At 68.5% G+C, this 18,449-nt stretch carries 12 protein-coding genes; 7 read left to right on the plus strand and 5 right to left on the minus strand.

Going from position 1 to position 18,449, the window contains the following annotated elements:
• From ACNQQL_RS12730 to nagE, 7 genes are all read left to right on the plus strand, one after another.
• Window positions 1-1,018, plus strand: a 1,018-nt coding sequence (locus ACNQQL_RS12730; protein WP_347064305.1) for a DNA polymerase Y family protein, incomplete at its 5' end; no start/stop codon positions are given.
• 6 nt (window positions 1,019-1,024) lie between these two features.
• The gene (locus ACNQQL_RS12735) at window positions 1,025-4,228 is read left to right on the plus strand and encodes an error-prone DNA polymerase (RefSeq protein ID WP_347064306.1); all 3,204 of its coding nucleotides are present in this window, start codon (window positions 1,025-1,027) and stop codon (window positions 4,226-4,228) included.
• 325 nt (window positions 4,229-4,553) lie between these two features.
• Window positions 4,554-5,288 carry a GntR family transcriptional regulator gene (locus ACNQQL_RS12740; protein ID WP_175963632.1) on the plus strand — a complete coding sequence of 245 codons (735 nt, stop codon included), beginning with the start codon at window positions 4,554-4,556 and terminating at the stop codon, window positions 5,286-5,288.
• 98 nt (window positions 5,289-5,386) lie between these two features.
• Window positions 5,387-6,490 carry an N-acetylglucosamine-6-phosphate deacetylase gene (nagA, locus tag ACNQQL_RS12745; protein WP_072444726.1) on the plus strand — a complete coding sequence of 368 codons (1,104 nt, stop codon included), beginning with the start codon at window positions 5,387-5,389 and terminating at the stop codon, window positions 6,488-6,490.
• Window positions 6,483-7,499, plus strand: coding sequence for an SIS domain-containing protein (locus ACNQQL_RS12750; protein ID WP_347064384.1), 1,017 nt, complete (start codon window positions 6,483-6,485; stop codon window positions 7,497-7,499). Before nagA ends, ACNQQL_RS12750 begins: the two co-directional genes overlap by 8 nt.
• Window positions 7,500-7,514: 15 nt before the next feature.
• Entirely contained in the window at window positions 7,515-10,097 is a 2,583-nt protein-coding gene (gene ptsP, locus ACNQQL_RS12755; protein ID WP_347064307.1) for a phosphoenolpyruvate--protein phosphotransferase, read from the plus strand.
• Between the two features lie 87 nt (window positions 10,098-10,184).
• Entirely contained in the window at window positions 10,185-11,948 is a 1,764-nt protein-coding gene (nagE, locus tag ACNQQL_RS12760) for an N-acetylglucosamine-specific PTS transporter subunit IIBC (protein WP_347064308.1), read from the plus strand.
• A 143-nt stretch (window positions 11,949-12,091) separates the two neighbouring features.
• Here the strand turns inward: nagE and ACNQQL_RS12765 are convergent, their stop codons facing one another.
• From ACNQQL_RS12765 to cydP, 5 genes are all read right to left on the minus strand, one after another.
• Complete coding sequence (locus ACNQQL_RS12765; RefSeq protein WP_347064309.1) at window positions 12,092-14,575, minus strand: family 20 glycosylhydrolase; 2,484 nt, start codon at window positions 14,573-14,575, stop codon at window positions 12,092-12,094.
• 569 nt (window positions 14,576-15,144) lie between these two features.
• On the minus strand, window positions 15,145-15,267 hold the full coding sequence (gene cydX, locus ACNQQL_RS12770) for a cytochrome bd-I oxidase subunit CydX (protein ID WP_034179083.1): 123 nt from the start codon (window positions 15,265-15,267) through the stop codon (window positions 15,145-15,147).
• Between the two features lie 54 nt (window positions 15,268-15,321).
• On the minus strand, window positions 15,322-16,458 hold the full coding sequence (cydB, locus tag ACNQQL_RS12775; RefSeq protein WP_111016062.1) for a cytochrome d ubiquinol oxidase subunit II: 1,137 nt from the start codon (window positions 16,456-16,458) through the stop codon (window positions 15,322-15,324).
• 31 nt (window positions 16,459-16,489) lie between these two features.
• Window positions 16,490-18,070 carry a cytochrome ubiquinol oxidase subunit I gene (locus ACNQQL_RS12780; protein WP_175963638.1) on the minus strand — a complete coding sequence of 527 codons (1,581 nt, stop codon included), beginning with the start codon at window positions 18,068-18,070 and terminating at the stop codon, window positions 16,490-16,492.
• Window positions 18,060-18,338: a cytochrome oxidase putative small subunit CydP gene (gene cydP, locus ACNQQL_RS12785; protein WP_416392613.1), complete on the minus strand. Its 279-nt coding sequence runs from the start codon at window positions 18,336-18,338 to the stop codon at window positions 18,060-18,062. Before cydP ends, ACNQQL_RS12780 begins: the two co-directional genes overlap by 11 nt.
• Between the last annotated feature and the right edge of the window lie 111 nt (window positions 18,339-18,449).

Here is an 18,449-nt window from a genome sequence, read left to right on the forward strand (position 1 = left end):
CAGCCGGCGCCGCGTCGCCGGCCACGCGTCGCTCGTCCGCTCGCTCGACGGGCTGCCCTGTGTGCTGCTGCCCGATGCGCGTCCGTATGCGGGCTGGTTCGACGGCCTCGGTTGCCGCACGCTCGCCGATCTGCGCCGCCTGCCGCGCGCGGGGCTGCAGCGCCGCTGCGGTCCCGCGCTGCTGGCCGCGCTCGATCGTGCATACGGCGAAGCGGTCGAGCCGCTTGCGTGGATGGCGGTGCCGCCCGTGTTCGACGTGCGGCTCGAATTGCCGGAGCGCGTCGAATACGCGGAAGCCGTGCTGTTCGCCACGCGGCGGCTCGTCGTGCAGCTCTGCGGCTGGCTGGCCGCGCGGCAACTGTCGCTGGCTGCGATGACGTTCGATCTCGAGCACGAGCGCGGCCGCCAGGCCGTGCCGCCGACGCCGCTCGAACTCGCGTTCGCCGCGCCCGTACGCGACGAGGCGCACTTCATGCGGCTGCTCGGCGAGCGGCTCGCGCGCGTCGAACTGCCGGCCGCGGTGATCGCGGTGCGCCTGAAGGCCACGCGCGTCGAATCGGTCGCGCCGCCGGCCGACGATCTGTTTCCCGAGCCGGGCGGCACGCGCGAGACGCGCGCGCGGCTGTTCGAGTTGCTGGTCGCGCGGCTCGGCGCGGAGAACGTGCTGCGCGCGGCGCCCGTCGCCGATCACCGGCCCGAAGCCGCGAACCGCTGGCTGCCGCTCGATGCGCAGGCCGGCAAGCCGGCCGCTGGTCCGCCGGCCGTGCCGCCGCGTCCCGCGTGGCTGCTGGCCGAGCCGCTGCCGTTGCTGATGCGCGGGGAGCGGCCGGTATTTCATACGCCGCTCAGGATGATGTCGTCGGCGGAGCGGATCGAGGCCGGGTGGTTCGATGGCCAATTGGCCGCGCGCGATTACTACGTTGCGCAGGGCGAAGAGGGGGCGTGCTACTGGGTATTCAGGGAGCGGACGAGCAGTCGGTCGGCTCCGCACTGGTCTCTGCACGGCCTGTTCGGGTGAGCGGTGATGGCTGCGCAATACCAGTTTCTTCCCGACTACGCGGAGTTGTTCTGCCGCTCGAACTTTTCGTTCCTGCATGGCGCGTCGCATGCGGAAGAACTGGTCGAGCGCGCGTTCGAGCTCGGTTATCGCGGGATCGCGATCACCGACGAATGCTCGCTCGCAGGCGCGCCGCGCATGCATGTCGAGGCGAAGGCGAAAGGGCTGCCGCTCGTCATCGGTTCGTATTTCGAAGTCACCCCGGATGAAGTCGCACCTGGCCACGATCCGGGCCCCGGCGCGTTCGGGCTCGTGCTGCTCGCGCAGAACCGCGAGGGTTACGGCAACCTGTCCGAGCTGATTTCGTGGCGGCGGATGGCATCGCCGAAGGGCACGTATCGACTGACGTCGAGGATGCTGTCGGTGCCGCCCGAGGCGTTTGCACACTTGCGCGGAATGCCCGACTGCTTCGCGATTCTCGTGCCCGCGTATCCGGTGCGTGCGGACGTACTCGATGCTCAGGTCGCATGGTTTCGCGCGACATTCGGCGAGCGTGCGCGGCTGGGGCTCGTGCAGTTGCAGCGCGCGCTGGACGGTGCGCAACGCGAGGAGATTCGTGCGGCCGGCGCGCGGCGTGGGGTGCGCATCGTTGCGCTTGGCGACGTGACGATGCACCGGCGGTCATGCAAGCCGCTGCAGGACGTGATGACGGCGATCCGGATCGGGATGCCGGTCTCGGAATGCGGCTATGCGCTCGCGCCGAACGCGGAGCAGCATCTGCGCAGGCGGCAGCGAATCGCAGAACTGTTCTCGCCGGACGAGATCGCGCAGACGTGCGCGATTCTCGATGCATGTCATTTCGAACTCGATTCGCTGCGCTACGAGTATCCCGACGAGATCGTGCCGAAGGGGCTCACGCCGACGAGCTATCTGGAGCAGGAAACCAGGGCAGGGGCGGCCGAGCGCTATCCGCAGGGTATTCCGGAGAAAGTGGCGAAGCAGATCCGGTATGAACTCGACCTGATCGCGAAGCTGAACTACGAACCGTTCTTCCTGACCGTCTACGACATCGTCAAATACGCGCGCAGCCAGAACATCCTGTGCCAGGGCCGGGGCTCGGCCGCGAACTCGGTCGTCTGTTACTGCCTCGGCATCACCGAAGTGAATCCCGATCAGAGCACGATGCTGTTCGAGCGCTTCATCAGCGAGGAACGCGGCGAGCCGCCCGATATCGACGTCGACTTCGAGCATCAGCGTCGGGAAGAAGTGATCCAGCATATCTACGAAAAATACGGACACGATCGCGCCGCGCTCGCCGCTGCCGTATCGACGTATCGCCCGCGCGGCGTGTTGCGCGAAACCGGCAAGGCGCTCGGCGTCGATCCGATGCTGGTCGATCGCGTTGCGAAAGGGCACCGCTGGTTCGACGGCAGCCGCGATCTGCTGCAGAAGTTCGCGACGGCCGGGCTCGATCCCGAAACGCCGCTGATTCGCGCATGGGCCGAACTGGCGGGGCGATTGCTCAATTTTCCGCGCCACCTGTCGCAGCACTCCGGCGGCTTCGTGATCAGCCGCGGCAAGCTCACGCGGCTCGTGCCGGTCGAGAACGCGGCGATGGACGGGCGGCGCGTGATCCAGTGGGATAAAGACGATCTCGAGGCGCTCGGACTGATGAAGGTCGACGTGCTGGCGCTCGGCATGCTGTCGGCGCTGCATCGCGCATTCGACATGCGCACCGCGTGGCGCGGGCCGCCGGAGCCGGGCGGCGAGCCATTCACGCTGAAACACATTCCGCAGGATGATGAAGCGACCTACGACATGATCTGCCGCGCCGACACGGTCGGCGTGTTCCAGATCGAATCGCGCGCGCAGATGTCGATGCTGCCGCGCCTGCGGCCGCGCAATTATTACGATCTGGTGATCGAGGTGGCGATCGTGCGGCCGGGGCCGATTCAGGGCGGAGCGGTGCATCCCTATCTGAAGCGGCGGCAGGGCATCGAAAAGGTCAGTTACCCGAAGGAAGATCTGAAGCCCGCGCTCGAACGCACGCAGGGTGTGCCGATCTTCCAGGAGCAGGTGATGCAGGTCGCGATGATCGCGGCCGGCTTCACGCCCGGCGAAGCCGACCAGTTGCGTCGCGCGATGGCCGCGTGGAAGCGCAAGGGCAATCTGGAGCAATATCACCGCAAGATCGTCGACGGGATGCGCGAGCGCGACTATCCGCCCGAATTCGCCGAACAGATCTTCGAGCAGATCAAGGGCTTCGGCGATTACGGTTTCCCCGAAAGCCACGCGGCGAGCTTCGCGAAGCTCGCCTACGCCAGCAGCTGGCTCAAATGCCACGAACCGGCGATCTTTCTCGCCGCATTGCTGAACAGCCAGCCGATGGGTTTCTACCCGCCGTCGCAACTCGTGCAGGACGCGAAGCGCCACGGCGTGCAGGTCCTGCCGATCGATGTCACGCAAAGCGACTGGGAAGCATCGCTCGAAGCGCTGCCCGGCCAGCCGCCGCCGCACGGCCAGCCTGCCGTGCGGCTCGGCCTGTCGCTCGTGCGCGGCCTCGGCGAAGCCGCCGCGCGCCGCATCGAAACCGCACGCGCGGCGGGCCCGTTCGAGAACGTCGACACCCTCGCGCGTCGCGCGCAGCTCGAGCGCCGCGATCTCGAAGCGCTCGCCGCCGCGAACGCGCTCGCGACGCTCGCCGGCCATCGCCGCGATGCACTGTGGCAGGCTGTCGCCGCGGCGCCGGAGCGCGACCTGCTCGCCGCCGCGCCGATCGACGAAGCGGAGAAGCCCGCGCTCGGCGCGCCGTCGGAGGCTGACGACATCCTCGCCGACTATCACACCACCGGCCTCACGCTGAACCGCCATCCGGTCGCATTGCTGCGGCCCGCGCTGCGCGCGCAGCGGCTGTCGTCCGCGGCCGAACTGCGCGACCGCCCCGACGGCCGGCTCGCACGCGCGTGCGGGCTCGTGACCGCGCGGCAGATGCCGGGCACCGCGAAAGGCGTGATGTTCATGACGCTCGAGGACGAAACGGGTTGCGTGAACGTGATCGTCCGGCCCGAACTGCTCGCGCGGCAGCGCCGCGAAACCCTCGATTCGCGGCTGCTCGCAGCGTCCGGCGTGTGGCAGGTCGTGAGCGACGTGAGGCACCTCGTCGCGCAGCATTTCGAGGATCTGACGCCGCTGCTCGGCGGCCTGCGCACGTCGAGCCGCGAATTCCACTGACTCCCCCGACGCGTGCCGCCGGCCCGCGGCGCTTCGTCCCACGATGCATACCAGTCGGCTCAACTGGTTCTATTCCGGTCTCATATTCGCACCCGAAACCTGGCTGAACCGGGCACTGGAACTGTCCCCTTGCATACCACCTCGGGTAAATCCCTATCCCGAACAGCATTGTAAACAAAGGATTTCCCGGCGCTAAAACGCTTGCGCAGCAAGGCTTTCCGCGATTTTCACGCCGCTAATACCAGTTCGTTGACTGGTATTATGGTGGTTATATAATGCGTTCACTTTCGACGGCCCGAGGTCGTCGTCCGACACCCGGAGGCACATGGAAACCGGCTGGTCCGAACTGGCGCCCGATCCCCTCAGCGACACGCCGCTCTACCTGCAGCTCGCCCGCAACCTGGCGAGCGCGATTCACGGCGGCGCGTGGCGGGCCGGCGAGGCGCTGCCGTCGGAGCGGCTGCTGTCGGTGTCGGTCGGCGTATCGCGGATCACGGCCCGCCGCGCACTCGCGCTGCTGGTCGAACAGGGGCTGATCACGCGGGCGCGCGGTGCGGGCAGCTTCATCACGCCGCGCGTTGCCGATCCGCTGTCGCGTCTCGTCGGCTTCACCGCGAAGATGCAGCAGCGCGGCTTCATGCCCGATTCGGTGTGGCTGTCGCGCAGGCTGCGCGCCGCGAGCCGCGACGAGATCGTGCATCTCGGCCTCGCGCCGGGCGCGACGGTTGCGCGGCTCGAACGGCTGCGCCGCGCGGACGGCATCGTGATGGCCGTCGAGCATTCGACGCTGCCGGCCGCGGTGGTGCCCGATCCGCAGGCGCTCGGCGCATCGCTGTACGAATACCTGGAAGCGCGCGGCATGGTCGTCGTGCGCGCGCTGCAGCACTTTCGCGCGGTGAACGCGACGCGCGAGATCGCGAAATGGATGGCGGTGAAGCCGGGCGCGGCGCTGCTCGTGATCACGCGCATCGGCTACGGTGCCGACCAGCGCGCGATCGAAGTGACCGAATCGTATTGCCGCGACGACTATTACGACTTCGTCGCCGAACTGAAACGCTGACGCGCGAGACTGCCCGCGCGCGACATGCGCGAAGCAACGACACGGATTTGCAAATCACGACGCGGATGCCCGCGTCACCAGATCATCAAGAGAACGTCATGCTGACTGGAAACATCCTCACCCCCGACGGCTGGATTCACGGTTCGCTCGACAGCGAGAACGGCCGCATCACCACGCTCGACGGTACGCCCGCCGATCCCGCGAAGAACGACGCGCCGTACATCCTGCCCGGCTTCATCGACCTGCACGTGCACGGTGGCGGCGGCGCCGACGTGATGGAGGGCGGCGACGCGATCGAGACGATCGCCCGCACGCACGCGCAATTCGGCACGACGAGCCTGCTCGCGACGACGATGACCGCGCCGCGCGACGAACTGATGAAAGTCGTCGGCAACCTCGGCAGCGTCGCGCGCACCCGCACGCCGGGCGGCGCGCGCGTGCTCGGCGTGCACCTCGAAGGGCCGTACATCAACCCCGGCAAGCTCGGCGCGCAGCCCGACGCGGCCGTGTCGGCCGTGCTCGACGAAGTGCTGAAGTACCTGTCGATCGCGCCGATCCGCGTCGTCACGCTCGCGCCGGAAATCGCCGGCCACATCGAGATCATCGGCGAGATGGCCGCGCGCGGCGTGCGCGTGCAGCTCGGCCACTCGCTCGCGACCTACGACGACGCCGTCGCCGCGCTCAAGCACGGCGCATGCGGCTTCACGCACCTGTTCAACGCGATGTCGCCGCTGCATCACCGCAACCCGGGCCTGGTGGGCGCGGCGCTTGCGCATGCCGAATACGCGGAAATCATCCCCGACCTGCTGCACGTGCACCCGGGCGCGATTCGTGCTGCGCTGCGCGCGATCCCGCGCCTGTACGTCGTGACCGACAGCACGTCCGCAACCGGCATGCCCGACGGCGAATACCGGCTCGGCAGCCAGCACGTGACGAAGTGCCTCGGCGGCGTGCGGCTCGCCGACGGCACGCTCGCCGGCAGCACGCTGACGATGGACCAGGCGCTGCGCAACCTCGTGTCGCTCGGCCTGCCGATCGCCGACGTATCGAACCGGATGTCGCGCTATGCGGCCGACTACCTCGGCGTCGCCGATCGCGGCCGCCTCGAGCGCGGCGCATGGGCCGACCTCGCGGTGTTCGATCGCGACCTGAACCTCACCGCGACCTATGTCGAAGGAGAATCGATTGTCGAATATGCTTAAGGAAGCGCGCGAGTCCGCCCAGGTCGTCGCCGCGCAAATCGCCGATACCACGCGCGTCGAAGCGCTCGCCGGCCAATTGCTCGATCACCCGCCGGCCGTCGCGCTGACGGTCGCGCGCGGCAGCTCGGATCACGCCGCGAGCTATTTCGCGAGCCTGACGATGAGCCGCCTCGGCGTGCCGGTCGCGTCGCTGCCGATGTCGGTCGCGACGCTGCAGCAGGCGCCGCTGAAGGTGCAGGATCAACTCGCGATCGCATTCTCCCAGTCGGGCAAGAGCCCCGACCTCGTCAACACGATGGCCGCGCTGCGCGAAGCCGGCGCGCGCACCGTCGCCGCCGTGAACGTGCTGCCGTCGCCGCTCGCCGATGCGTGCGAGCACCAGTTGCCGCTGCTCGCCGGCCCCGAATTGTCGGTCGCCGCGACGAAGAGCTATATCGCGATGCTGTCGCTGTCCGCGCAGATCGTCGCTTACTGGCAGCGCGACGCCGCGCTGATGACCGCGCTGCGCGGCTTGCCCGACGTGCTCGCGCAGGCCGGCCGGCTCGACTGGTCGCAGGCCGTTGCCGCGCTCGCAGGCGTCGAGCGGATGATCGTCATCGGCCGCGGCCTCGGTCTCGCGATCGCGCAGGAAGCCGCGCTGAAGCTGAAGGAAACGTCCGGCATCCAGGCCGAGGCGTTCTCGAGCGCCGAAGTCCGTCACGGCCCGATGGAGCTGATCGACCGCGACTATCCGTTGCTCGTGTTCGCACCGCCGGGGCCCGAGCAGGCCGGCCTGCTGCAGCTCGCGGAAGATATGCGCGCACGCGGCGCCGCCGTGCTGCTCGCGGCGCCCGCCGGCACGCCCGGCCTGTCGGGCACGGTGCTGCCGCTCGCGCAGTCCGCCCATCCGGCGCTCGACCCGATCGCCGCCATTCTTTCGTTCTACGTGATGGCGGCGGATCTCGCCGTCGCGCGAGGCCGCAATCCCGACACGCCGCGCCACCTGAACAAAGTCACCGAAACGCACTGATAGCCGAGACAGCCGATGAGACGCGCCGAGGAGTCCCAGTTGAAGAGCCCCACCCACGATCAGATCGTCCTGCTTGCCCCGCTGACGGGGCCGATCGTTCCGCTGGCCGACGTGCCCGATCCGGTGTTCTCCGGCGGGATGTTCGGCGACGGCATCGGCATCGACCCGCTCGCGGGCAAGCTCGTCGCGCCGTGCGCGGGCATCGTGTCGCATCTCGCGCGCACGGGCCACGCGGTGACGATCACGACGCCGCAAGGCGCGGAAGTGCTGCTGCACATCGGCATCGACACCGTCGAGCTGAACGGGCAGGGCTTCGCCGCGCACGTCGAGGCCGGCGCGCGCGTCGAGGCGGGCGATCTGCTGATCGAGTTCGACCAGGACGCGGTCGCGCGCAGCGCGCATTCGCTCGTGTCGGTGATCGCGATCGCGAATTCCGACGCGTTCGAGGTCGTCGACCGTGCGAGCGGTTTCGCGACGGCCGGCGAGACGCCGCTGCTCGCGCTGCGCGGCAAGGGCGAAGCCGCCGCGCAAGCGGCGCAGGCCGGCGCGGCGGCGCACAACGAAGTGCGCCGCGAAATCGTGCTGGCGCAGCCGGGCGGCCTGCATGCGCGGCCGGCCGCGCGTGCGCGTGAAGCCGTGCGCGGGCTCGACGCGACCGTCGACGTGCTGTTCGACGGCCGCAAGGCGTCGATCGCGAGTGTCGTCGGCCTGCTCGGCCTCGGCGCCGGCGAAGGCGCGACGGTCGAACTGGTCGGCCGCGGCGCGCATGCGCAGCAGGCCGTCGATGCGGTCGAGCACGAACTGCTGCGCGAAGCGCACGGCGAGGTCGAGGAAAAGCCGGCACGGCTGAGGTCGCCCGCGCCGCAGACGGTCGCGCGCAACGTCGGCGCGCCGATTGACCCGAACTCGCTCGCGGGCGTGTGTGCGGCCCCCGGCATCGCGGTCGGCACGCTGGTGCGTCTCGACGATGCGGAAATCGTGCCGCCCGAGCAGGCAGCCGGCACGCCGGCCACGGAAAGCCGCCAGCTCGACCAGGCACTGAAGGCAGTCGATGCCGAACTCGACGAAACGGTGCGCAGCGCATCGGCGCGCGGCGCGGTCGGCGAAGCGGGCATCTTCGCGGTGCATCGCGTGCTGCTGGAAGACCCGACGCTGATCGACGCCGCACGCGACCTGATCAGCCTCGGCAAGGGCGCGGGCTTCGCATGGCGCGCGACGATCCGCACGCAGATCGACACGCTGTCGAAGCTCGACGACGCGCTGCTCGCCGAACGCGCAGCCGACCTGCGCGACATCGAGAAGCGCGTGCTGCGCGCGCTCGGTCACACGAACGGCGCGGCGCGTGCGCTGCCCGACGAGGCCGTGCTCGCGGCCGAGGAATTCACGCCGTCGGACCTGTCGTCGCTCGATCGCCAGCGCGTGACCGCGCTCGTGATGGCGCGCGGCGGTGCGACGTCGCACGCGGCGATCATCGCGCGGCAGCTCGGCATCCCGGCGCTGGTCGCGGTCGGCGATGCGCTGTATGCGATTCCGGACGGCACGCAGGTCGTCGTCGATGCGAGCGCGGGCCGTCTCGAACACGCGCCGACCGCGCTCGACGTCGAACGCGCGCGGCACGAGCGCCAGCGCCTGGACGGCGTGCGCGAAGCGAACCGGCAGCTGGCAGGCGTTGCCGCCGTGACGGCCGACGGCCGCGCGATCGAGGTGGCCGCGAACATCGCGACGCTCGACGACGCGAACACCGCGGTCGACAACGGCGCGGACGCGGTCGGCCTGCTGCGCACCGAACTGATGTTCATCCATCGCCAGGCCGCGCCGACGGTCGTCGAACACCAGCAGAGCTACCAGTCGATCGTCGACGCGCTGCAGGGCCGCACGGCGATCATCCGCACGCTCGACGTCGGCGCCGACAAGGAAGTCGACTACCTGACGCTGCCGCCCGAGCCGAACCCGGCGCTCGGCCTGCGCGGCATCCGCCTCGCGCAGGTGCGCCCGGATCTTCTCGACGATCAGTTGCAGGGCCTGCTCGCGGTGAAGCCGTTCGGCGCGGTGCGCATCCTGCTGCCGATGGTCACCGACGCGGGCGAGATCGTGCGGCTCAGAAAGCGCATCGACGAGTTCGCGCGCGCGCAGGGCCGCACCGAGCCGATCGAGGTCGGCGTGATGATCGAGGTGCCGTCGGCCGCACTGCTGGCCGACCAGCTCGCGCAACACGCGGATTTCCTGTCGATCGGCACCAACGACCTGACGCAGTACACGCTCGCGATGGACCGCTGCCAGGCCGATCTGGCCGCGCAATCCGACGGCCTGCATCCGGCCGTGCTGCGCCTGATCGACATCGCGGTGCGCGGCGCCGCGAAGCACGGCAAGTGGGTCGGTGTGTGCGGCGCGCTCGGCGGCGATCCGCTCGCGGTGCCGATTCTGGTCGGCCTCGGCGTGACCGAACTGTCGGTCGACCCGGTAGCGGTGCCGGGCATCAAGGCGCGTGTGCGCCGTCTCGATTACCAGATGTGCCGTCAGCGCGCGCAGGATCTGCTCGCGCTCGATTCGGCACAGGCGGTAAGGGCAGCAAGCCGCGAGGTCTGGCCGCTCGACTGAACGTCGAAGGCAGGCTCGCGACCCGTTTCACTACGAGAGCAATTAGGTCAACGACGCTTAACGACGAGACAAGGATTGGAGGACTGAATGAACGGGAATCCGTTTCTGAAAATACAGGGCCTGGGCCGGGCGCTGATGCTGCCGATCGCGGTATTGCCGGTTGCCGGCATCCTGCTGCGGCTCGGCCAGCCGGACGTGTTCAACATCAAGATGATCGCCGACGCCGGCGGTGCGATCTTCGACAACCTGCCGCTGCTGTTCGCGATCGGCGTGGCGGTCGGCTTCGCGAAAGACAACAACGGCGTCGCTGCGCTCGCGGGTGCGATCGGCTACCTGATCGAAACCGCGATCATGAAGGACATCGATCCCAAGCTGAACATGGGCGTGCTGTCCGGGATCATCGCGGGTGTGGTCGCGGGCTTGCTGTACAACCGCTTCAAGGACATCAAGCTGCCGGACTACCTCGCGTTCTTCGGCGGCAAACGGTTCGTGCCGATCATCACGGGGCTGGTCTGCGTGATACTCGGCATCGTGTTCGGGTACGTGTGGCAGCCGGTCCAGCATGCGATCGACGCGGCCGGCCAGTGGCTGACGACGGCGGGCGCGATCGGTGCGTTCGTGTTCGGCTTCCTGAACCGCCTGCTGCTCGTCACGGGCCTGCACCACATCATCAACTCGCTCGCGTGGTTCGTGTTCGGCAACTTCACGCCGCCCGCCGGCGGCGACATCGTGCACGGCGACCTGCACCGCTTCTTCGCGGGCGATCCGACCGCGGGCACCTTCATGGCCGGCTTCTTCCCGATCATGATGTTCGGGCTGCCGGCTGCGTGTCTGGCCATGCTGCACGAAGCGCCCAAGGAGCGCCGCGCAATGGTCGGCGGCCTGCTGTTCTCGATGGCGCTGACGTCGTTCCTGACCGGCGTGACCGAGCCGATCGAGTTCAGCTTCATGTTCCTCGCGCCGGTGCTGTACGTGATCCACGCGGTGCTGACGGGGCTGTCGCTCGCGATTTGCCAGATCCTCGGCGTGAAGCTCGGCTTCACGTTCTCGGCCGGTGCGATCGACTACGTGCTGAACTACGGGCTGTCGACGAAGGGCTGGATCGCGATTCCGCTCGGCATCGCATACGGCGCCGCGTACTACGGGCTGTTCCGCTTCTTCATCCGCAAGTTCAACATGGCGACGCCGGGCCGTGAGCCGGCATCGGCCGACGCGGCGGCGGAATCGTACGCATCGGGCGGTTTCGTCGCGCCGGCTGCGGGCGCCGCATCGGCTGCACCGCGCGCGCAGCGCTACATCGCCGCGCTCGGCGGGGCGGGCAACCTGACGGTCGTCGACGCATGCACGACGCGCCTGCGCCTGACCGTCGTCGATCCGGAGAAGGTATCGGAGCCGGAACTGAAGTCGATCGGCGCGCGCGGCGTGCTCAAGCGCGGCGGCAACAGCGTACAGGTGATCATCGGGCCCGAGGCCGACCTCATTGCCGACGAGATGCGTACCGCGATCGGCAGCGGTGCGACCGGCGCGGCGTCGACGGCGACGGCCGCCGCGGCGCAGCCCGTCACGGGCGCGGCCGCCGGGCCGCTCGATCCGGAGCCGGCACGCTGGCTCGCGGTGTTCGGCGGGGCGACCAACGTCGCGTCGCTCGACGCGGTCGCGACCACGCGCCTGCGCGTCGTCGTGCGCGATCCGTCGGCGGTCGATCGCGATCGTCTCGGCACGCTCGACGTCGCGTGGGTGTCGCTCGACACGTTCCACATCGTCTGCGGCAATGCGGCGGCACGCTATGCCGAACAGCTCGGCGCGCGCCTGCCGCCGGCGGCAGGCGGCGCGGCTGCGCAACCGGCATGACGCAATAAGGCCGGCAGGACCCGCGCTGCGGGTTCGGGCCGGCCGGCAGAAACGAAAACGGCTTGCGATGCGTCGCAAGCCGTTTTGCTTTGGCGGGGCGATTGCGCGATGCGTTCGTCCGCATCGCTCAACCGCTCAACCGTTCACGGGTTCGTCAGCGTGAAGGTCGGCTTCCGGTAGCCGATGCCCGCGCGGTCGAGCTTCGGCAATTCGCGCTGCGTGAGCAGCGTCGCGAAACCGGCCCAGTCGCGCTGCAGCGCGGCCGTGTCGACGTGATGCGTATCGCCGCGCTTGTAGCGCACGCCGGCCGCGTACGGCAGCTCCCAGTCGGCCCGGTGCCACGCGCGCTCGGCGAGCGCGAGTAGCCGCGGGTAGGCCATGTATTCGAGGAAGGTGTCGTTGCGCATCACCTCGCCCCATGCCTGCCCCTGCATGCCTTCGAGGCGCGGTGCGGGGCCCGTGCCCGTTACCTCGAACGCGTTGCCGTCACGGTCGCCCATCACCTCGGCGTTCTGCGGCAGATTCTCGGGCGCGAGCGAGAACACCTTGTACTCGTCCGTCGCGTGCGAACCCCAGTAGTAGCCGCGCTCGCGCGGGTTGAGCGTGTACGGGAAGTCGAAGTACAGGTAGTCGGGCAGCGCCAGCACCGTCAGGTAGCCCTTGCCGCTCAGGTCGCGCGCGCTGTCCGACGCGCCCCAGAAGATCGTGTCCCACAGCGACACCATCACGTGGCGCGTGCCGAAGTCCTGCGGCCCGTTCGCATGCTTGATGCCGTCCTGCCACGCGGCCATCGTGTCGATCCCGTTCGCGTTGACTGCCGCGCTCACCTGTTGCGCGAAACGCGTCGGCAGTTCGTCGATCGACTTGATCTCGCCGCGCTGGAGCAGCGCCGTGCACGCGGGCGAACGCGCCCACGGCTTGTCCTGCGCGGCGAGATCGATGCGGCCCTTGTTCGGATCGGTGCCGTTCAGCGGCTGGAAACCCGCGCCGAGCAGGATGTTCTTCGCCTCGTCGCCGCCGTAGTGCCAGGTGTGCAGCGGCGCCTGCGCGTCAGCATGCATCGCCGCGATCTCGCGGATCACCTTCGACGCGAAATTGAGCGCGCCCGGCACGCACGGGTTCAGGTCGCTGCGGCGGTCGTAGAACTGCACCGTCAGCAGGTTCGACGTGTCCTGCGGATCGAGCAGCCGGTATGCGTTCGCTTCCTGCTCGCGGCCGGCCGCATGCAGCCGGCGGTAGCGTGCCTCCATCGTCACGACGGCCGCGCGCGCGTGCGCGGGCATGTCGATCTCCGGGATGATCTCGACGAAACGCGCGGCCGCGTAGCGCACGAGCGCCACGTAGTCGTCGCGCGTCAGGTAGCCGCCGCCCGAGCGGTTGTCCGGGCCGGAGCCGAGCTGCGGCAGCAGGCAACGCGTCTCGCTCGGGTCGTGGCAGCGGCGCGAGCCGATCTCGGTCAGCTCGGGCAGGCCGGGGATCTCGATGCGCCAGCCTTCGTCGTCGGATAGATGCAGGTGCAGGCGGTTGAGCTTGTACGCGCTCATCTGGTCGATCAGGCGGCGCAGCGTCGCCGGGTGCTTGAAGTTGCGCGCGAGGTCGACGTGCATCCCGCGATGCGTGAAGCGCGGCGCATCCTCGACGAGCATCGCCGGGATCGGGCCGCCGCCGGCCGGCGCGAGCGAGAAGAGCGTCTGCACGCCGTAGTAGAGGCCCGCGCGATCGTAGGCTTCGATGAACACGCCGCGCGGCCCGATCGCGAGCCGGTAGCCGCCCGGCGTCGCGATGTCGGCCGGCAGCCGGCGCGGCGCGACGGCACCCCACACGGGCACGCGTGCGCCGTCGAGGCCGAGCGTCGTCGCGCGCTCGCGCAGCGCCGCGACCTGCGCGTCCGGCAGGTTCGGCAACGCGAACTCGACGCCGCGCAGGTCGAGCGTGCCGGGCAGCGGCTGCTCGCGCTTCACGCTCGGCAGCGCGCGGCTCGCGTCGGGCCGGGCGGCGACCGGCGGCGCATTGCCGGTCGAGTTGTTCTGCGCGTCGGCCGGCAGCGATTCGACGTAGCGCAGCTCGTCGTCGGTGTCGTTGTAGCGCAGCACGGCGGGCGGCGCGCCGTCGACGACGACGTACGGGCGCGGAATCAGGTCGCTGTAGCGCAGCAGCCAGTATTCGGCGACGAACGGCAGCTCGATGCGCTCGCCCGGCGCAAGCCGCACCGAGCCCGGCTGCGGCGTCAACTCGTACAGGTCGCCCGTGAGCCGCCGCAGCGCGAAGCCCGGACGGTCGATCCGCAGCAGGCGGCGGATGCTGTGCAGGTAGAGCTTCCAGCCGCCGTCGGTGATCGCCTGGTGGCCGCGGTTCTGCAGGATCAGGCGGCCCGTCGCGCAGGCCGCGCCGTCGGCGCCGAGATCGGCGCACGGCACGCCGGCCGCGGCTGCGTGGTTGTTGTCGACGGCGACGCGCAACGCGAGGCCGTTCGACAGCAGCGCCGCGAGACTGGCCGCTTGCGCGGTGGGCTGCGCGATGCCCGCGGTTGCGCCGGACGCGGTCGACGCCGGCTGGGCGCCGATCGCGGCCGGCGACAGCGCTGCGATCAGCGCGCCGGCAAAGAGGGATGACAAGATGCGCTTCATTCGAACTCCTGAGAAAAAAGGGGGCGTGGCGGCGTCGTGGGGTGACGTCGCTGCGATCGGGTCTTTCAGTGGAGCTGCGGGAGATGCCAGCGTGCGGGGCGATGCGGCCGCACCGCGCGCTTTCGGCACGCGAGGGCGTGCGTTACGGAACGGGAGGCGGGCAGGCGTGCCGATCGGATTGGCGGGGCGGCGTACGCGCGTTCATCGGCGGCGCGCGGCAACGGCCGCAATGGCGAAGCGGCCGCGGTCGGCTATGTTCGTCCGGCCGCGCACGCTGGCGACGACAGGTGCCGCCGAACGGCAACCGGCCTCCACCCGGCGACACGACGCGCAGGCGCGCGCCATAAACGGGATTCGCATGTCTCCCCCACCCAGAAGGATTCGGCTTGTCAGCGGCCGTGTCCAACGATCTTATGAAACCTTTTATTGGTATTCAAGTGGTATCAATCTGGCGCTAAATTGGCATCGGCGTGCGACACCTGTCCGGGCGGCCGGCACGAAAAAAAACCTCGCGCGAAGCGAGGTTAGTTCCGGACGGCGGCGGCGCGATCCGCCGCACGCGTCACGCGTCAGTCGCGGCGCACGCGCGCGGGCGCTTCCTGCGTCTTCTGCCGCGCTTCGAGCCACATCGCATTGACGATGCCGAACGACAGCGCGACGCCGATACCGAGAATCCAGCTGAAATACCACATGATCCGACTCCTTGCGAAACGGTGGGCGGGGGCGCCAGTGCGCCCCGGCCCGGTTCAATACATCGAGTGATTGTTCTCTTCGAGTGTCTGGTGCGTGACCTTGCCGCGCATCACGCGATACACCCAGCCCGTGTAGATCAGGACGATCGGCAGGAACACGATCACCGCGAACAGCATCACTTGCAGCGTCTTGTGGCTCGACGTCGAATCCCACACGGTCAGGCTGCTGCGCGGGTCGAGCGACGACGGCATGATGAACGGGAACATCGAGAAGCCGGCGGTCAGGATCACGCCGACGATCATCAGGCCCGTGCAGAAGAACGCCGTCTTCTCCTGCTTCGAGCCGGCGAGCAGCAGCGCCAGCAGGCCGCCCGCGATCCCGACGACCGGCGCCGCGATCATCCACGGAAACTCGCCGTAGTTCGCGAGCCACAGGCCCGAGCCGGCGGCGACGTCCTTGAGCAGCGGGTTCGCGACCGTGTCGGTCGGCGCGGCGTTCGTGATGTGGAAGCCGCCGATATACGACGCGATCAGCACGCCGGCCAGCACGAACAGCACGACCGCGAGGAACGACGCCACACGCAGCGCGATCGATGCGCGGCGCGCGATCACGCCGTCGGTCTTCATCTTGATGAACGCGGCGCCGTGCGCGACGAGCATCGTGAGGCTGACGAGCCCGCACAGCAGCGCGAACGGGTTCAGCAGCGCCCAGAAGCTGCCGTAATAGGTCACGCGCAGGTCGCTGTCGAACTTGAACGGCACGCCCTGCAGCAGGTTGCCGAACGCGACGCCGAACACGAGCGCCGGCACGAAGCCGCCGGCGAACAGGCCCCAGTCCCAGCCCGCGCGCCAGCGCGGGTCCGGCCGCTTGCTGCGGTAGTCGAAGCCCACCGGCCGGAAGAACAGCGCGAACAGCACGAGCAGCATCGCGAAGTAGAAGCCGGAGAACGACGCGGCATAAACGAGCGGCCAGGCCGCGAACATCGCGCCGCCGGCCGTGATCAGCCACACCTGGTTGCCTTCCCACGTCGCGCCGACCGTGTTGACGATGATGCGGCGCTCCTCGTCGGTCTTGCCGAGGAACGGCAGCAGCGCGGTCGCGCCCATGTCGAAGCCGTCGGTGACGGCGAAGCCGATCAGCAGCACGCCGACAAGCAGCCACCAGATCAGCTTGAGAGTTGCATAGTCCATAGCGATTCCTTGTTCCGTTTCGGGTGCGTGCTCACGCCGGGGCGCGCTCGCTGGCGGCCGCGAGTTCGTGGTGATAGCGGCCGGTATGCAGCGACGACGGGCCGAGGCGCGCGTACTTGAACATCAGCTTGATCTCGATGACGAACAGCGCGGTGTAGAACAGGATGAAGCCCGCGAGGCTCAGGTACAGGTCGGTCGGCGTCAGGCTCGACGCGGACAGGTGCGTCGGCAGCACGCCCGCAATCGTCCACGGCTGGCGGCCGAGCTCGGCGACGATCCAGCCGAATTCGATCGCGATCCACGGCAGCGGGATCGCCCACACCGCATAGCGCAGGAACCAGCGGCGGTTGTCCTGCAGCAGTTCGCGGCGCGCGCAGAACCAGAACGCGGCAACGAACGTCGCGACGAACAGGAAGCCGAGGGCCACCATGATCCGGAACGAGAAGAACACGGGCGCGACCGGCGGGATCGTCTTCTTCGCGGCGGCCTTGATCTGCTCGGGCGTCGCGTCGGTCACGTTCGGCGTGAACTGCTTGAGCATCAGCCCGTAGCCGAGATACTGCTTGTGCTGGTCGAACAGTTCGCGCGTCGCGGCGCTCGTGTCGCCCTGCTTGATCTTCTGCAGCGCGCCGTACGCGATCATCCCGCTCTGGATGTGCTCCTCGCTGCGCTTCGCGAGATCGCGCAGGCCGATCACCGGTTCGTCGATCGAGCGCGTCGCGATCAGGCCGAGCGCATACGGGATCTTGATCGCGTAGTCGGTACGCTGCTCTTCCTGGTTCGGAATGCCGATCAGCGTGAACGATGCGGGCGCCGGCTGCGTTTCCCATTCGGATTCGATCGCGGCGAGCTTCATCTTCTGCACTTCGCCGGTCGTATAGCCCGATTCGTCGCCGAGCACGATCACGCAGAGCGTCGCCGCGAGGCCGAAGCCGGCCGCGACCGCGAACGAGCGCAGCGCGAAGTCGATGTCGCGCTTCTTCAGCAGGTACCACGACGACACGCCGAGCACGAACATCGCGGCCGACACGTAGCCGGCCGACACCGTGTGCACGAACTTCACCTGCGCGACCGGGTTGAACAGCACGTCGAACAGGTTCGTCATTTCCATCCGCATCGTCTGGTAGTTGAACTCGGCGCCGACCGGGTTGTTCATCCAGCCGTTCGCGACGAGGATCCACAGTGCGGACAGGTTCGAGCCCAGCGCGACAAGGAACGTGACCATCAGGTGCTTGACCTTCGACAGGCGGTTCCAGCCGAAGAAGAACAGGCCGACGAACGTCGATTCGAGGAAAAACGCCATCAGGCCTTCGACCGCGAGCGGCACGCCGAAGATGTCGCCGACATAGTGCGAGTAGTACGACCAGTTCGTGCCGAACTGGAATTCGAGCGTGATGCCGGTCGTCACGCCCATCGCGAAGTTGATGCCGAACAGCTTGCCCCAGAACTGGGTCATGTCCTTGTAGACCTGTTTGCCGGTCATCACGTAGACGGCTTCCATGATGACGAGCAGCCAGGACAGGCCCAGCGTCAGCGGCACGAACAGGAAGTGGTAGAGCGCCGTGATGCCGAACTGCAGGCGTGATAGATCGACGACTTCACTACTTATCATGGTGGTCTCCCTCGGTAGGTGCAGGCGCCGGTACCGAGAGCAGCCTCTCGGCGACGGCGGCAGGCGGAAGCGACATGTGCTCGGCCTGCGGATGATTGAAGAATGCGTATTTGAGCGACATCAGGAGGATCAGCTTGACGATCAGCACCAGGGTGATGTCGCGGGCGAGGGTCGGTCCGCGAGCCCACGCGGCGATGCGCGCGCGCCAGCCGATCGTGCCGGCCGGCCGCTGGGGAGGCGGCGCAGGCTCTTTATTGATCGAGATCAAGGCGATTATCCTGAATCGATTTAGGACGGATTGAGGGCGACTTTACGTCGGATTTATGACGGCCGTGAAGCTGTTTTAATCCTTTTGCGCCTGACATGCCAATTTTAAGAT

Origin of the sequence: Burkholderia sp. LFS061, assembly GCF_047978125.1 — a bacterium.
In the GTDB taxonomy this organism is placed as follows: Bacteria; Pseudomonadota; Gammaproteobacteria; order Burkholderiales; family Burkholderiaceae; genus Burkholderia; species Burkholderia pyrrocinia_C.

Bases quoted from the DNA above. Each gene is read 5' to 3' on its own strand.
- ptsP (WP_347064307.1), top strand. From the start codon at position 7,515: ATGAGACGCGCCGAGGAGTCCCAGTTGAAGAGCCCCACCCACGATCAG.
- ACNQQL_RS12780 (WP_175963638.1), bottom strand. From the start codon at position 18,070: ATGATAAGTAGTGAAGTCGTCGATCTATCACGCCTGCAGTTCGGCATC.
- ACNQQL_RS12740 (WP_175963632.1), top strand. From the start codon at position 4,554: ATGGAAACCGGCTGGTCCGAACTGGCGCCCGATCCCCTCAGCGACACG.
- ACNQQL_RS12735 (WP_347064306.1), top strand. From the start codon at position 1,025: ATGGCTGCGCAATACCAGTTTCTTCCCGACTACGCGGAGTTGTTCTGC.
- nagE (WP_347064308.1), top strand. From the start codon at position 10,185: ATGAACGGGAATCCGTTTCTGAAAATACAGGGCCTGGGCCGGGCGCTG.
- cydB (WP_111016062.1), bottom strand. From the start codon at position 16,458: ATGGACTATGCAACTCTCAAGCTGATCTGGTGGCTGCTTGTCGGCGTG.
- nagA (WP_072444726.1), top strand. From the start codon at position 5,387: ATGCTGACTGGAAACATCCTCACCCCCGACGGCTGGATTCACGGTTCG.
- cydX (WP_034179083.1), bottom strand. From the start codon at position 15,267: ATGTGGTATTTCAGCTGGATTCTCGGTATCGGCGTCGCGCTGTCGTTC.
- ACNQQL_RS12750 (WP_347064384.1), top strand. From the start codon at position 6,483: ATGCTTAAGGAAGCGCGCGAGTCCGCCCAGGTCGTCGCCGCGCAAATC.
- ACNQQL_RS12765 (WP_347064309.1), bottom strand. From the start codon at position 14,575: ATGAAGCGCATCTTGTCATCCCTCTTTGCCGGCGCGCTGATCGCAGCG.